The organism is Novosphingobium anseongense (assembly GCF_037482895.1).
In the GTDB taxonomy this organism is placed as follows: domain Bacteria; phylum Pseudomonadota; class Alphaproteobacteria; order Sphingomonadales; family Sphingomonadaceae; genus Novosphingobium; species Novosphingobium anseongense.
Genome location: NZ_JBBHJZ010000003.1, coordinates 102,478 through 117,180, shown reverse-complemented (window position 1 = coordinate 117,180; position 14,703 = coordinate 102,478). Strand labels below are relative to the sequence as shown.

At 67.6% G+C, this 14,703-nt stretch carries 11 protein-coding genes; 6 read left to right on the top strand and 5 right to left on the bottom strand.

Annotation, left to right across the window (positions count from 1 at the left end):
- Positions 1-50 precede the first annotated feature (50 nt).
- Genes WG901_RS14560 through zwf form a run of 5 tightly spaced genes read right to left on the bottom strand, consistent with a single transcriptional unit; the run spans position 51 to position 7,721 of the window.
- The gene (locus WG901_RS14560; protein ID WP_339587818.1) at positions 51-2,834 is read right to left on the bottom strand and encodes a phosphoenolpyruvate carboxylase; all 2,784 of its coding nucleotides are present in this window, start codon (positions 2,832-2,834) and stop codon (positions 51-53) included.
- The gene (gene eda / locus WG901_RS14555; protein ID WP_339587817.1) at positions 2,831-3,445 is read right to left on the bottom strand and encodes a bifunctional 4-hydroxy-2-oxoglutarate aldolase/2-dehydro-3-deoxy-phosphogluconate aldolase; all 615 of its coding nucleotides are present in this window, start codon (positions 3,443-3,445) and stop codon (positions 2,831-2,833) included. The genes WG901_RS14560 and eda overlap by 4 nt, the downstream gene beginning before the upstream one ends.
- Positions 3,442-4,401 carry a glucokinase gene (locus tag WG901_RS14550; protein ID WP_339587816.1) on the bottom strand — a complete coding sequence of 320 codons (960 nt, stop codon included), beginning with the start codon at positions 4,399-4,401 and terminating at the stop codon, positions 3,442-3,444. Before WG901_RS14550 ends, eda begins: the two co-directional genes overlap by 4 nt.
- Before the next feature lie 16 nt (positions 4,402-4,417).
- Positions 4,418-6,232, bottom strand: a complete 1,815-nt coding sequence (gene edd / locus WG901_RS14545) for a phosphogluconate dehydratase (protein ID WP_339587815.1) — start codon at positions 6,230-6,232, stop codon at positions 4,418-4,420.
- 49 nt (positions 6,233-6,281) lie between these two features.
- Positions 6,282-7,721: a glucose-6-phosphate dehydrogenase gene (gene zwf / locus WG901_RS14540; protein WP_339587814.1), complete on the bottom strand. Its 1,440-nt coding sequence runs from the start codon at positions 7,719-7,721 to the stop codon at positions 6,282-6,284.
- A gap of 113 nt (positions 7,722-7,834) precedes the next feature.
- On the opposite strand from zwf, the gene WG901_RS14535 reads away from it, so the two are divergent.
- The 6 genes from WG901_RS14535 (at position 7,835) to pstB (ending at position 14,697) form a co-directional block, all read left to right on the top strand.
- Entirely contained in the window at positions 7,835-9,460 is a 1,626-nt protein-coding gene (locus tag WG901_RS14535) for a phytoene desaturase family protein (protein WP_339587813.1), read from the top strand.
- A gap of 18 nt (positions 9,461-9,478) precedes the next feature.
- The gene (locus WG901_RS14530) at positions 9,479-10,465 is read left to right on the top strand and encodes a sensor histidine kinase (RefSeq protein ID WP_339587812.1); all 987 of its coding nucleotides are present in this window, start codon (positions 9,479-9,481) and stop codon (positions 10,463-10,465) included.
- Between the two features lie 160 nt (positions 10,466-10,625).
- Positions 10,626-11,669 carry a substrate-binding domain-containing protein gene (locus WG901_RS14525; protein ID WP_339587811.1) on the top strand — a complete coding sequence of 348 codons (1,044 nt, stop codon included), beginning with the start codon at positions 10,626-10,628 and terminating at the stop codon, positions 11,667-11,669.
- Between the two features lie 19 nt (positions 11,670-11,688).
- Positions 11,689-13,053 carry a phosphate ABC transporter permease subunit PstC gene (gene pstC / locus WG901_RS14520; protein ID WP_339587810.1) on the top strand — a complete coding sequence of 455 codons (1,365 nt, stop codon included), beginning with the start codon at positions 11,689-11,691 and terminating at the stop codon, positions 13,051-13,053.
- On the top strand, positions 13,046-13,930 hold the full coding sequence (gene pstA, locus WG901_RS14515) for a phosphate ABC transporter permease PstA (protein WP_339587809.1): 885 nt from the start codon (positions 13,046-13,048) through the stop codon (positions 13,928-13,930). Before pstC ends, pstA begins: the two co-directional genes overlap by 8 nt.
- A gap of 2 nt (positions 13,931-13,932) precedes the next feature.
- Positions 13,933-14,697, top strand: a complete 765-nt coding sequence (pstB, locus tag WG901_RS14510) for a phosphate ABC transporter ATP-binding protein PstB (protein WP_339587808.1) — start codon at positions 13,933-13,935, stop codon at positions 14,695-14,697.
- The last annotated feature ends 6 nt before the right edge of the window (positions 14,698-14,703 follow it).

Sequence of the window (14,703 nt, the reverse complement as noted above, 5' to 3'; positions counted from 1 at the left end):
CTCTCACAGGTTGGAACGGGCGCTTATGGCACGCCACGCGTTAACAGCCGCTAACCGTGCGCGCCGAAGGAATCGGCGATCGCCGTGGTGATCCGCAGCGCCAGACCCTGCGACCGCGCAAGCGGGTCGATGAAGTCGCGGTGGATCGCGGCATAGGAGGTCGCGCCCTCGTCGGGATAGTCGCTGGGCTGGGCCACGTCGAAATCGCCGATCTTGGGGAAGGAGATCGGGAAGGCGCGACGCAACTGACCCAGCGCCTCGTCGATGCGCAGGGTGAAGACCATCTCGATCACGTCTTCGCGGCTGATGTCGTTGGCCTGGCTGAACGGCGGCACCATCACCGCACGCAGGAACATGTGCTGGAGCAGCGCGATACGGATCGACTGGAGCACCCCGAGGTTGCGCCGCGCGTGCTCGCGATCGGCTAGCGGCGCCTCGTCGGGCAGCAGCGCCAACAGGCGGTGGAGCTTCAAGGAATCCACGCGCAGCCGCGAGGCGAAGCGGCGGAACACGCCGGCGCGATCGTCCTTGGTCAGGTATTCGCCCAAGGTCAGACAGGCATCGGTGATGTGCTGCTCGTTGCCGCGATAGGGGCGGCTGGCCCAATAGGCCGAGTTGAACAGCTCGCCATAGGCCGCGACGGTCTTGATAGAAGCGAGCGCGTTCGAGGCGCGCACGAGCCGGACGAGCTGACGCCCGCGCGGACTGTCGCGCAGCAAGGCGGCGATTTCCTCGCGGTTGCCCTCGGCCGCCGTGCCGATGCCCGCGATCACGTTCACCGGAAAACCGAGCTGCTGGAGGATCGCATTGTGCGGGATCGCGCGGATCTGGCGCAGGCTCATCGTCCGGTCGGCGGCGAGGTCCGACTGGCGCCGCGACTTGCGGCTGCCCGTATCGTTGAGCATGCCGAGCCCGAAGGCGGTCAAGGCGCGCGAATAGGTGGCGCTGCCCAGATGTTCTTGCTGAACTCTGCGCACGGCGCGGTAGAAATCGAGGCTGAGGTCGGTGCGGCGGTAGAACGCATCGGTCGGGGCCTGGGCGTCAGCCTCCCACAAAGGCTGCTCGGCAAAGCGCGTGAGCGTGGCGAAGGCCAGCTCGGGCGAACCGAAGAACAGGTAGCCGTCACCGCCCTGGAACGAGACCTCGGGTTCGAGCTTGATCCCCGCGCGCAGGAAGCGCCGCCGCGCCCAAGGCGACATCGGCCAGGCCAGGCGGTCTTCGAAGCTCGTGGGATGAGCGCCGCGCCCCATCGATTCGCCGTGGGTATTGAACACCAGCGCCGAGACGTCGGTCAGCCCGTTCGCGGCCATCGCCTCGGCCAGGCGACCCTGGAGGCGCTCGATCGCCAGTGCGGCGGGGATCTGGCCGACGAAGCGACCGGCGTCGGAAAAACCCGTCTGGATCGAGACCCGGCCGCGCTTGCGCGCGTAGTCGCGGTAGGCCTCTTCCTCGAGCACCGCATCGAGGAAACGCCCGCCGTGTTCGAGCGCGGACTCGGTCTCGAACAGCGGCGAGACATCGACCTTGTCCTCGATCCCGAACAGCCGCGCGAAATAGAGCGCGGCGAGCACCGTCGTCGGCTGCTCGCATTCGGCGACGAGCATGCGGATCGGCGCGTCGGCGTCGACGTGGGCGAGGATCTGCGCCATCGCGAGGAACTGGCGCACGGCGGTCGAGTTCTCGATCGCCAGGGCCGCAAAGTTCGAGCGCAGCGGCTTGGCCGCGGCCAGCATCTCGCGCATCTTCACCAGCGCCGCCTGGCTCGCGAGATCGAGCTTGCCCTCCGGGTCGATGCGACGGCGGATCGCGTTCTGCAGCTGCGAGCTGTTCACGCGGAAATGGATCCAGCCCATGCCGAGCCCGTCGGCACGCATCGCCGCGGCGGCGACGAGCAGCACGCGGGCGGTGTCGGCATCGGCGGTGCGCGCCTCGTCCTCGAGCTCGGCGATCACCGGCGCGAGGCTGACGAGGCGATCGGCGTGATCCTCGGTGAGCTGGTTGGCGGCGGCGGAAACCGCGGCGGGATCGGTCAGATCGCCGCCGAAGATCTCGACCATGCGGTCGGTGTGCGCACCGGCGCGCGCGAGCCGGTCGGCGATCGCGGGCGCGGCGTCGCGCAAGGTTCCGGCGTAGCGCGACAGACGCAGAGCCTTCTCGATCAGGCGATAGCGCACCGAGGTGGCCCAGCCGATATCGGTGCGGCCGTCCATGTCGTAGCCGACCCAGCTGGCCAGACGCACGGGCATCGGCTGGAACGAGCGCCAGCGCTTGGGCCAGCGCGCGGCGGCGACATCGAACAGCAGGCCGGCGATCCGGTCGCGCGCATCCTGTGCGCGCGCCATGGCGGCCATCGCCGCCTCGTGCTCGGTATCGAGCGTGATGTGATCGCGGTCGTGCGGCGCGACGCAGGTGGTCTGCTCGCTGATCTCGCCCGACGAAGCCGAGGCCGCGACCGCTTCGGTCTGCGCCTTGGTCAAAAGGAAGGTCGGGTGCGCGGTGAAGACGACATGCGCGAGCGGCCGCTGCCAGCGCGCGGCGAAGGCGACGAAGTCCTCCTCGCCGGCAAGCTCGCGCAGGCGCACGTCGTTGGCTTCGGGCTCGAGCGGCGCGACGAGCCGGTGCAGCCGCGCGGCGCGGGCGCGCAGTCCCTCGCATTCGAGCTCCGCCACCAGCCCCTCGACCGCGTCGAGCGAGAGCTCACCGCTTTCGAGCTGGCGCGAGAGTTCTAGCCCGAGCTGGAAGACCGGATTGAACAGTGGCGTTTCGGCAGTGCGAGCGTGGAGCTCCTGCAAGCGCCGATCGAGATCGTCGACCCCGAGAACCACCGAACTCATGCGCGGAGTCCGCTGGCGGCGCGTGCGGCGGTCTCGATCGCGGCGACGTCGGGCGCGCCCTTGGGTACGACCCACGAGCCGCCAACGCAGAGCACGGCATCGAGCGCGAGCCACTCGCGTGCCGAGGCGAAGCTGATCCCGCCGGTCGGGCAGAAGCGCGCCTCGCCAAAGACGCTCGCGAGCGCCGATAGGGTCGGGATCCCGCCCGATGCCACCGCCGGGAAGAACTTGAAGCGGTTGAGGCCCAGATCGAGCCCGCGCATGATGTCGCCCGCGTTCACCGTGCCCGGCAGGAACGGCACGTCGGCCGCGATCGCCGCCTTGCCCAGCGTTTCGGTCAGCCCCGGCGAGACGATGAACTCGCTACCGGCTTCGAGTGCGGCGTCGAGCTGGGCCGGATTGAGTACCGTGCCCGCGCCGACGATCGCGCCGGGCACCTGCTTCATCGCGCGAATCGCGTCGAGCGCAGCCGGGGTGCGCAGGGTGACTTCGAGCACGGGCAGGCCACCCGCGACCAGCGCCTGCGCGATCGGCACGGCGTGCGCGACGTCCTCGATCACCAGCACCGGGATCACGGGCGCGGTCAGCATGATGGTTTCGATGCGGCTCATGACGATGCGTGCTCCCTGGCAAAGGCGGCAGCGGCGCCGAACAGGCCCGGCTGCGGATGGGTGACGAGTTTGACCGGTACGGTCTCCATGCGCGCACGATAGCGCGCCTTGTCGCAGAACCGCGCGTGGAACCGACTGTCGGCGATCAGGTGCAACAGCCGGTTGGTGAGCCCGCCGGTCAGCGCCACGCCCATGGCGCCGTGCGCGAGCGAGAGATCGCCGGTGGCGGCGCCATAGCTCGCGAGAAACAGATCGAGTGCTTCGACGAGCACCGGTTCGCCGCCGGCGATGGCCGCTTCCCAGAGCGCCGCATCGTTGCGAGCGTCATCGGGCGAAAGCGCGCGCACCACGTCGCCGAGACCGGGACCCGAGACCACGCGTTCGACCGAGGTCCGGCCGTACTTCGCGCTGACGACCGCGCTGACCCGCTGTTCGGTCTCGTCGAGCGGCGCGAAATGGATGTGCGCGCCCTCGGTTTCGAGCACGACCGGCCCGCCAGCGGTGCGCTGGAGCACCGCGACGCCGAGCCCGGTGCCCGGTCCCAGTACCGAGATGGCCCCATGATCGGGCAGCGGGACGTCAGGGCCGCAGACGTGGACGAAATGCTCGGGGTCGAGCGCGTGGACCGCATGAGCCATGGCCCCGAAATCGTTGAGCAGCAGCACCTGGTCGAGGCCGAGGTCCTGCTCGATCGTATCGGGATAGACGATCCAGTCGGAGTTCTTGAAATCGACCGGCCCGCCCGTGACCGGTCCGGCAATCCCGAGCGAGGCAAGGCGCGGCAGGGGTTCGCCGAGTTGTTCGCCATAGGCCTGCCAGGCAGAGGGCAGCCCGGAATGCTGCTTGGTCGGCAGGATCACCGGTTCGCCGAGCGAGATCACGCGCCCCTGCGCGACCTCTGCCAATGCGAAGCGGGCATTGGTCCCGCCGATATCGCCAACGACGATGCGGGTCACCAGATCTTCCCCCACCTCACAGGCCGGCCATCTCCAACATCGCCGAACCGCCCTGCTCGGCGCCGCCGGCGAGATGGCGGAACACGGCAAAGAGCTCGCGCCCCATGCCGGCCGAGGCCTCGCGGCATTGCGCGGGTTCGCGCCCCGAAAGGTCGGTCAGCACGTCGAGCCGCCCCTCCTCGGCGCTGAGGCGGACGAGATCGCCGTCCTGCAGCAGCGCCAGCGCGCCGCCGTTCAGCGCCTCGGGGGTAATGTGGATTGCCGCGGGCACCTTGCCCGAAGCGCCCGACATGCGCCCGTCGGTGACCAGCGCGACCTTGTGGCCGCGGTCCTGGAGCACGCCGAGCGGCGGGGTCAGCTTGTGCAGTTCGGGCATGCCGTTGGCGCGCGGTCCCTGGAAGCGGACGACGACGATCACGTCCCGGTCGAGCTCGCCGGCCTTGAAGGCGTCGGTCACGCCCTCCTGCGTGTCGAACACGCGCACCGGCGCCTCGATCGTCCAGCGCGCGGGATCGACCGCGCTGGTCTTGAACGTGCCACGGCCGAGATTGCCCTGGACCAGCCGCATGCCGCCATCGGCGAGGAAGGGGTCGGCGACCTTGCGCAGGATAGCCGGATCGCCGCTGGTCTTCGGGCCATCGCGCCAAGCCAAAGCTTCGCTCTCGAGCCAGGGCTCGCGCGCATAGTCGGCCATGCCCCCCGCAGCGATCGTCAGCACGTCGGCATGGGCGAGGCCGGTCTCGAGCAGTTCGCCGATCACGTAGCTGATGCCGCCCGCGGCGTGGAAGTGGTTCACGTCGGCCGCCCCGTTGGGATAGACGTGGGCGATCAGCGGCACGGCAGCCGACAGCTGGTCTAGGTCTTCCCAGTCGAGCTGAATTCCCGCCGCGCGCGCCATGGCCGGCAAGTGGATCGCATGGTTGGTCGAACCGCCCGTCGCCAGCAGGCCGACGCAGGCGTTGACGATCGCCTTCTCGTCGACGACCTGCGCCATCGGCCGCGGATCGCTGCCGTTGCGCCCGATCGCCGCCAAGCGGTGGACCGCGGCGCGGGTCAGCGCCTGCCGCAGCGGGGTGTTCGGCGGCACGAAGGCGGCACCCGGCATATGAAGCCCCATCAGCTCCATCATCATCTGGTTCGAGTTCGCGGTGCCGTAGAACGTACAGGTTCCGGGCGAATGGTAGCTCGCGCTCTCGCTCGCCAGCAACTCGGCGCGGCCGACCTTGCCCTCGGCATAGAGCTGGCGGGTCTTCTGCTTTTCCTTGTTGGAAATGCCCGAGGGCATCGGTCCCGAAGGAATGAACACCGCGGGCAGATGGCCGAAGCGCAGGGCGCCGATCATCAGGCCGGGGACGATCTTGTCGCAGATGCCCAGCAGCGCCATGCCGTCGAACATCGCATGGCTCATGGCCACGGCGGTCGACATCGCGATCGTGTCGCGGCTGAACAGCGACAGCTCCATGCCGTCGAAACCCTGGGTCACGCCGTCGCACATCGCCGGCACGCCGCCCGCGACCTGCGCCGTGGCGCCGACCTCGCGCGCATAGAGCTTCATCTGCTCGGGATAGCGGCCATAGGGCTGATGCGCCGAGAGCATGTCGTTATAGGCGGTGACGATGCCGAGGTTCGGCCCGCGTCCCGTTGCGATCGAATCCTTGTCTTCGAGCGCGGCGGCAAAGCCGTGCGCGAGGTTCGAACAGGACAGGAAATCGCGGCTACCGTGCTTGTCGCCCTCGCGCGCCATGAGATCGAGATAGCGCTGCCGGCTCTCACGCGACTTGGCGACGATCCTTTCGGTGACGCGGGCGACCTCAGCGTTGAGATTGCTCATGGTCGTACCTCCTGATCTTCACGCCCTTTGCACACAACGCATCCGCTCATCACTCGTGCCACGTCACACCGTCGCGTTCGGCCAGCGCAATCGCGGCGGATGGCCCCCAAGAGCCGGCCGTGTAATTCTTCGGCGTGGCGCCCTGCTCTACCCAGGAGGCACGGATCGCGTCGACCCAGTCCCATTGCGCCTCGACCTCGTCGCGACGCACGAACAAGGTCTGGTCCCCCTCGATCAGGTCGAGCAGCAAGCGTTCGTAGGCGATGCGCCGCTCCTTGCCAGCAAAGGCGTTCTGCATGGCGATGTTGAGCGGCACCGGGCGCAGTCGGATGCCGCCGCGATCGAGCCCGGGCACCTTGGCCATCAACGACAGCGTGATGTTTTCTTCGGGCTGAATGCCGATGACGAGCCGATTGGGTTCGGCCTTGGCCCCCTTCCCGGCGAAGATCGAATGCGGCACCTTGCGGAACTGGACGACGATTTCGGTCACGCGCTCGGGCAGCCGCTTGCCGGTGCGCAGGTAGAAGGGCACGCCCTTCCAGCGCCAATTGTCGATGTACGACTTGATCGCGACGAAAGTCTCGGTGTCCGAATCCTTGCCCAGCTCGTCGTCGTAGCCGGGCACGGCCTTTCCTTCGATCGCGCCGGCGCGATATTGGCCGGTGACGGTCTCGTCGGGGCCGACGCTGCGCAGGGATCGCAGAACCTTGACCTTCTCGTCGCGTACGGCCGTGGCGTCGAAGCTCGACGGCGGCTCCATCGCCACCAGCGAGAGCAGCTGGAGCATGTGGTTCTGCACCATGTCGCGCAGCGCGCCAGCATCGTCGTAGAACGAGACGCGGCCTTCGAGGCCGACGGTCTCGGCGACGGTGATCTGGACGTGATCGATATGCGCCGCGTTCCACAGCGGCTCGAACAGGATGTTGGCGAAGCGCAGCGCGAGAAGGTTCTGGACGGTCTCCTTGCCCAGATAATGGTCGATGCGGAAGATGCGGTCCTCGGGAAAGGCGCTCGCCACGGCGTCGTTGATGTGCCGGCTCGATTCCAGATCGGTGCCGAGTGGCTTTTCGAGGCACATGCGCACCGTGTCGCCCGTCAGCCCCGCGCGTTCCAGGCCGTGGATCGTCGGCTCGAACAGACTCGGCGCGGTCGACAGGAAGATGGCCAGGCCCTGCTCGGGTTTGCCGACCTTGTCGGCCAGCGCAGCGAAGCCGTCCTGCTGGGTCGCATCGAGTGGCTGATAATGGAGCCGCTCGAGAAAACTGTCGAGGCTGCCGCGGCGCTCGGCCGGCAGGAACGTCTCCAGCGCTTCGCGCGCGAGCGCGCGAAAGCCCTGGTCGTCGAGCTCCGAACGCGCCGTACCGATGATCTGCAGCTTTGCCGGCAGCAGGTCGTCCGCATCGAGCGCGCAGAGCGAGGGCAACAGCATCCGCTTGGACAGATCGCCGGTCGCGCCGAAAAGAAGAAGCCGGTCTGCGGTGAAACTCACTCTTGAATCCCCTGCCGTAAGCGCTGCACTGGTATCCGTCCCGGCAAGCTCCCCATGCGTGTTGTTTCGCACACGCAGCATGGCACGGCAAGAGTCGGCCACGGAGGCAAAGCGTGAGCAAGCACTATGATGCGCTGATTCTGGGCGGCGGGCACAACGGTCTGGTCTGTGCCTTCTACCTGGCGCGGGCCGGCCTGCGCGTGCGCGTGCTCGAACGCCGCCACCTGGTCGGCGGCGCGGCAGTCACCGAGGAATTCGCGCCCGGATTTCGCAATTCGACCGCCAGCTACACCGTAAGTCTGCTCCAGCCCAAGGTCATCGCCGACATGCGGCTGCACGAGTTCGGCCTGCGGATCGTCGAGCGACGGCTGTCGAACTTCCTGCCTTTCGAGAACGACCACCTGAAGCTCGGCGGCGGCATGGCGCGCACCAGGGCCGAATTCGCGCGCTTCTCCCCGCGCGATGCCGAGGCCTATCCGGCCTACGACGCGGCGCTCGAAAAGGTCGCCGACGTCCTGCGCGGGCTGGCGCTGGAGATCCCCCCAAACGCCGGCGGCGGCCTGGCCGAACTGGTCGCGGCAGCGCGCCAGGGCTGGCCGCTCGGCAAGCTCGATCTCGCGGCACAGCGCGATCTGCTCGCGATCTTCACCAAGTCGGCGCGCGAATTCCTCGACTTCTGGTTCGAGGACGACCGGATCAAGTCGGCCTTCGCCTTCGACGCGGTGGTCGGCAACTGGGCCGGCGTCTCGACGCCGGGCTCGGCCTATGTCCTGCTCCACCACGTCTTCGGCGAAGTGAACGGCAACAAGGGCGCCTGGGGCCACGCCATCGGCGGGATGGGCGCGATCACTCAGGCCATGGCCGCGGCCTGTATCGACGCCGGCGTCGAGATCAGCCTGGAGGCGCCGGTGGCGCAGGTGCTGGTCGATGGCGGCAAGGTCGCGGGCTTGCGGTTGGAAAGCGGCGAAGAGATCATAAGCCCGCGCGTTGCGGCCAATGTCGGGCCGGCCCTGCTCTATCGCCGGATGATCGACCCCGGCGATCTCGACGCCGATTTCCGCCGACGCATGGCCGGCTTCAAGACCGGTTCGGGCACCTTTCGCATGAACGTGGCGCTGTCCGAATTGCCCGACTTCAGCGTGCTGCCGGGGAAGACACTCGCCGATCACCATACTGCCGGCATCGTGATCGCCCCCGGGCTCGATTACATGGACAAGGCCTGGGACGATGCTCGCGCGCACGGCTGGTCGCACGAACCGATCGTCGAGATGCTGATTCCCTCGACGCTCGACGACAGTTTGGCCCCGCCCGGCGCACACGTCGCAAGCCTGTTCTGCCAGCAGTTTGCGCCCGAATTGCCGGATGGTCGTTCGTGGGACGACGAACGCGAAGCGGCCGCCGACCGCATCATCGACACGGTGACGCGGCACGCGCCCAATTTCCGCGCCAGCGTGATCGCGCGGCAAATCCATTCACCGCTCGATCTCGAACGCAAGTTCGGCCTGGTCGGCGGCGACATCTTCCACGGCCGCATGAGCCTCGACCAGCTCTGGTCGGCGCGGCCGGTGCTCGGCCAGGGCGACTATCGCGGGCCGATCCGGGGGCTCTACCTCTGCGGCTCGGGCGCCCATCCGGGCGGCGGCGTGACCGGCGCGCCGGGGCACAACGCCGCGCAGGCGATCCTTTCCGATCGGGCATTGCCCGCACGCCTCCTGAGCCGCTTCCACCGGCCGCGCTGAACCGATACAAGGCGACACATGGCACTAGACGGCGTCCACCTGCTCGAACAGATTCAGACCCCTGCGCTCGCGGTCGCGCGCGGGCAGGTGGTCTTCGCCAATGCCGCGGCCAAGGCGCTGCTCGGCAGCCATATCGTCAGCCAGGACGTGCGCATCGCCATCCGCAATCCCCAGGCGGTCTCGGTGATTCTCGACGACGCCGGCGGTTCGGCACGGATCGACGGGCTTTCGGTCGGCGGCTCGGTCTGGGAAGTCGATTGCCAGGTCGTGGGTCCGGGCGAACGACTCGTCACGCTCTACGATCTCTCGGTCCAGGCCAGCACCGCGCGTGCCCATGCCGACTTCGTCGCCAATGCCAGCCACGAACTGCGCACCCCGCTCGCCGCGATCATCGGCTATGTCGAAACGCTGCTCACGCCCAAGGCCGGCAACGACCCGGCGACGCGCGAACGCTTCCTCGAGATCATCCGCCACGAGTCGCTGCGCATGCAGCACCTGGTCGAGGACCTGATGTCGCTGTCGCGGATCGAGGCGGTCAAGCACGAGGTCCCCTCGGACGAGGTCGACATCGCCGTCCTCGCGCGCGAGGTCGCGGGCGAATTCCGCGAGGGCACCAACGTCTCGGTCGGCGCCAATTGCGAGAGCGCAATCATCGCCGGTGACCGCGGGCAGATGGCGCAGGTCATCCGCAACCTCATCGACAACGCGCTCAAGTACGGCAAGCCCGGTGGGCCGGTCCACGTCACGCTCGAGGCGACGCATACGGGCTGGCTCTCGGTCACCGTGCGCGACGAGGGCGAAGGCATCGCGCCCGAACACCTGCCGCGGCTGACCGAGCGCTTCTACCGCGCCGACACCAGCCGCAGCCGCGCGGCCGGCGGCACCGGCCTGGGCCTGTCGATCGTCAAGCACATCGTCGAGCGCCACCGCGGCCGCTTCGACATCGCCACCCGGCTGGGCGAAGGCACGACCGCCTCGCTGATGCTGCCGCTGCGCAAGGGCTGATCGGCGCACGGCCGCCTTTCGGCGGCATCAGAACCATTTCGCACGACAGGCGCCGAGAATGCCTTATTTTCCGGGTCCTCGATGCGTCATCGATTTGTCATAGAACTGTCATCGAAGACCAATAGGAGCGCCTCATAACCGGAGGCTAAGGGGTCTTTCCATGGGTATCATCCGTAATCTTGCCGTTGCCGCAGTTTCCACGCTCGCGCTTGCCGCTTGCGGCAGTTCGGGCGGCGGATCCGCGGGATCGCGCGACTTCGTGCGCGCCGTCGGCTCCTCGACCGTCTATCCCTTCGCCACGGCCGTCGCCGAAAAGGCCAGCGCCGGCGGCAAGTCGCCGGTGATCGAATCGACCGGCACGGGTGCCGGCATGAAGCTGTTCTGCGCCGGCGTCGGCGCCAGCCACCCCGACATCGAGAACGCCTCGCGCCGGATCAAGAAGTCCGAGTTCGAAGAGTGCAAGAAGAACGGCGTGACCGAGATCGTCGAGATCCAGGTCGGCCTCGACGGCATCGCCTTCGGCGAAGCAAAGGGCGGCCCCGGCATGGCCCTGACCCCCGTCGACGTCTACAAGGCGATCGCCGCCAACCCCTTCGGCAAGCCCAACACCGCCAAGCTGTGGAGCGAGGTCAACCCCGCCCTGCCGGCGATCCCGATCCTGGTCTACGGCCCGCCCTCGACCTCGGGCACGCGCGACGCACTGGCCGAGCTGATCCTGACCAAGGGCTGCGAGACCGACGCCGCGACCAAGGCACTCAAGGAATCGAACGCCGACCAGCACAAGAAGATCTGCACCGAAGTCCGCGACGACGGCGCCTATGTCGACTCGGGCGAGAACGACAACCTGATCGTTCAGAAGATCGCGCAGAACCCCAAGGCGGTCGGCGTGTTCGGCTTCTCCTTCCTCGAAGAGAACCCCGACAAGCTCAAGGGCGTCACGATGTCGGGCATCGCGCCGACCTATGCGACGATCTCGGACTTCACCTATCCGGGTGCGCGTCCGCTGTTCCTCTACGTCAAGAAGCAGCACCTGAACGCCACCCAGGGCCGCCTGGCGGCCTATGTCGCCGAATGGGCCAAGGCCTGGGGGCCTGACGGCTACCTGAAGGCGAAGGGCATGGTCATCGCCCCCGAGGACGTTCGCGCCAAGAGCGCCGACATCGCGGCGAAGATGACCCTGCTGGACCCGTCGGGCCTCAAGTAAGGCCGGATAGCCCCTTACCATGACCTCGAACATCGTCCTCGCGGCGATCCTCGCCTTGGGCATCGTCGGCTGGTTCGCCGCGCGGTCCAAGGCGCGATTGCTCTACACCGGCCGCGGCTCTCTGCATTCGATGCCGGGCTATCACGGCTGGTACGTCGCGCTGTGGCTGATCGTTCCGGCCCTGATCGCCTGGGCAGCCTGGCAGGCGATCATGCCGGGCCTCGTCGAAACGGCGATCCTGGCCCAGCCGATTGCCGCCAAGCTGCCGACGATCGACATGGACCGCGCCGCCGTGCTGTCCGAAGCCTGGAACCTGGCGCGCGATCCGGGCGCGGCGGCGTTCAACCCGCTCGCCACCGAATTCGCCGAGCCGTTGCGCGATCTCCAGTTCCGCTACTCCATGATCGGCGGGGTGCTGGCGCTGGTGCTCGCTTTTGCTGGCGGCGCCTATGCCTTCACCCGCGTCCGTTCGGGCTTCCCGGCACGCACGCGGACCGAGCGCACGGTGATGTTCCTGCTGCTGCTGGCCTCGCTGGTCGCGATCCTGACGACGATCGGCATCGTCGTCTCGCTGCTCTACGAGACCGGCCTGTTCTTCAGCCAGATCTCGCCGATCGACTTCCTCACCGGCCTCCACTGGTCGCCCAAAGATGTCGCCGACGGCGCGGACTTCGGCGCGGTGCCGCTGTTCTGGGGCACGATCTACATCGGCGCGATCATCGCCATGATCGTCGCGATCCCGCTCGGGCTGATGAGCGCGGTCTACCTGACGCAATATGCCACGCCGACGGCACGCAAGGTGCTCAAGCCGATCCTCGAAATCCTCGCGGGCATCCCGACCGTGGTCTATGGCTACTTCGCGGCGCTGACCGTGGCGCCAATGGTGCGCGACTTCGCCGAGATGATGGGCAAGGACAATCCCTCGACCGAAAGCGCGCTCGCTGCGGGCCTGGTCATGGGCGTGATGATCATCCCCTTCGTATCCTCGATGGCCGACGATTCGATGGCGGCCGTGCCGCAGGCGATGCGCGACGGCAGCCTGGCCATGGGCGCGACCGAGAGCGAAACCATCAAGCGGGTTCTGCTGCCCGCCGCGTTGCCCGGCATCGTTGCCGGCGTGATGCTCGCAGTCAGCCGTGCGATCGGCGAGACGATGATCGTCGTCATGGCCGCCGGCGCCGCCGCGCGCCTGTCGGCCGATCCGTTCGCTTCGATGACCACGGTGACCTATCAGATCGTCCAGCTGCTGACCGGCGACCAGGAGTTCAACAGCCCCAAGACGCTGTCGGCCTTCGCGCTCGGCCTCGTGCTGTTCATCATCACGCTCGTCCTCAACATCGTCGCGCTGCGCGTCGTGAAGCGGTTCCGCGAAGCCTATGACTGACACCTGGCAATCCGCCGCGGCCCAGCGCCGCCTCGCCAAGCGCCACGCCGCCGAGCGCCGCTTCCGTGCGATAGGCCTGGCCTCGATCGTTATCTCGCTGCTGTTCCTGGCCGTCTTGCTCTTCACCATGGCGAAGAACGGCATCGGCGGACTCAGCCTGGACTTTCTCCTCGGCTCGGATTCGACCGATGCATCGACGGCCGGCGTCTGGGGCGCGGTCAAGGGCTCGCTGCTGACCATGCTGGTGACCCTGGCGCTGTCCTTCCCGATGGGCGTCCTCGCGGCGATCTATCTCGAGGAGTTCGCGCCGAAAAACCGCTGGACCGAATGGGTCGAGGTCTCGATCAACAACCTCGCGGCGGTGCCTTCGATCATCTTCGGCCTGCTCGGCCTCGCGGTGTTCATCAATCTCGCCCATCTGCCGCGCTCGTCGCCGCTCGTCGGCGGCATGACCCTGGCGCTGATGACCATGCCGGTCATCGTCATCTCGGGCCGCAACGCGATCAAGGCCGTGCCACCGTCGATCCGCGACGCGGCCCTGGCCGTGGGCGCGAGCCCCGTGCAGACCGTGTTCCACCACGTCCTGCCGCTGGCCCTGCCAGGCATCCTCACCGGCACGATCATCGGCATGGCGCGCGCCCTGGGCGAGACCGCGCCGCTGCTGATGATCGGCATGCGCGCCTTCGTCTCGACCCCCCCGGGCGGGATCACCGATCCGTCGAGCGTGCTGCCCATGCAAATCTTTCTGTGGTCTGACGAAATCGACCCCGGTTTCGTGCAGAACACCTCGGCAGCTATCATCGTGCTGCTGGTGTTCCTCCTCGCGATGAATGGTGTGGCCATTTATTTGCGCAACAAGTTCGAGACCCGCTGGTAATCATGGCAACGACACCCAAAATCTCCGCGCGCAACGTCGACGTGTTCTACGGTGCCAAGAAGGCGATCGACCAGGTGTCGATCGACATAGACGAGGGCATCGTCACCGCCTTCATCGGCCCTTCGGGCTGCGGCAAGTCGACCTTCCTGCGCACGCTCAACCGCATGAACGACACGATCGCCTCCTGCCGCGTCGAAGGTTCGATCAAGCTCGATGGCGAGGACATCTACGACGGCCGCATGGACGTCGTGCAACTCCGCGCCCGCGTCGGCATGGTGTTCCAGAAGCCGAACCCCTTCCCCAAGTCGATCTTCGAGAACGTCGCCTATGGCGCGCGCATCCACGGCCTGGCCGCGGGAAAGAGCGAGATGGACGAGATCGTCGAGAAGGCGCTGCGCCGCGCCGGCCTGTGGGACGAGGTCAAGGACCGGCTGACCGACGCCGGCACCGCGCTCTCGGGCGGCCAGCAGCAGCGCCTGTGCATCGCGCGCGCCATCGCCGTCAGCCCCGAAGTGATCCTGATGGACGAGCCCTGCTCGGCGCTCGACCCGATCGCGACCGCGCGCATCGAGGAACTGATCGACGAGCTCAAGGAGCGTTACGCGATCGTGATCGTTACCCACTCGATGCAGCAGGCAGCGCGCGTCTCGCAGCGCACGGCCTTTTTCCACCTCGGCGTCATGGTCGAGTATGGCGACACCGACGCGATCTTCACCAATCCGCGCGAAGAACGGACCAAGGACTACATCACCGGCCGCTACGGCTGACGGGGA

Coding starts and splice junctions, on each gene's coding strand:
- WG901_RS14560 (WP_339587818.1), bottom strand. CDS start 2,834: ATGAGTTCGGTGGTTCTCGGGGTCGACGATCTCGATCGGCGCTTGCAG.
- eda (WP_339587817.1), bottom strand. CDS start 3,445: ATGAGCCGCATCGAAACCATCATGCTGACCGCGCCCGTGATCCCGGTG.
- edd (WP_339587815.1), bottom strand. CDS start 6,232: ATGAGCAATCTCAACGCTGAGGTCGCCCGCGTCACCGAAAGGATCGTC.
- WG901_RS14530 (WP_339587812.1), top strand. CDS start 9,479: ATGGCACTAGACGGCGTCCACCTGCTCGAACAGATTCAGACCCCTGCG.
- WG901_RS14525 (WP_339587811.1), top strand. CDS start 10,626: ATGGGTATCATCCGTAATCTTGCCGTTGCCGCAGTTTCCACGCTCGCG.
- pstC (WP_339587810.1), top strand. CDS start 11,689: ATGACCTCGAACATCGTCCTCGCGGCGATCCTCGCCTTGGGCATCGTC.
- pstA (WP_339587809.1), top strand. CDS start 13,046: ATGACTGACACCTGGCAATCCGCCGCGGCCCAGCGCCGCCTCGCCAAG.
- pstB (WP_339587808.1), top strand. CDS start 13,933: ATGGCAACGACACCCAAAATCTCCGCGCGCAACGTCGACGTGTTCTAC.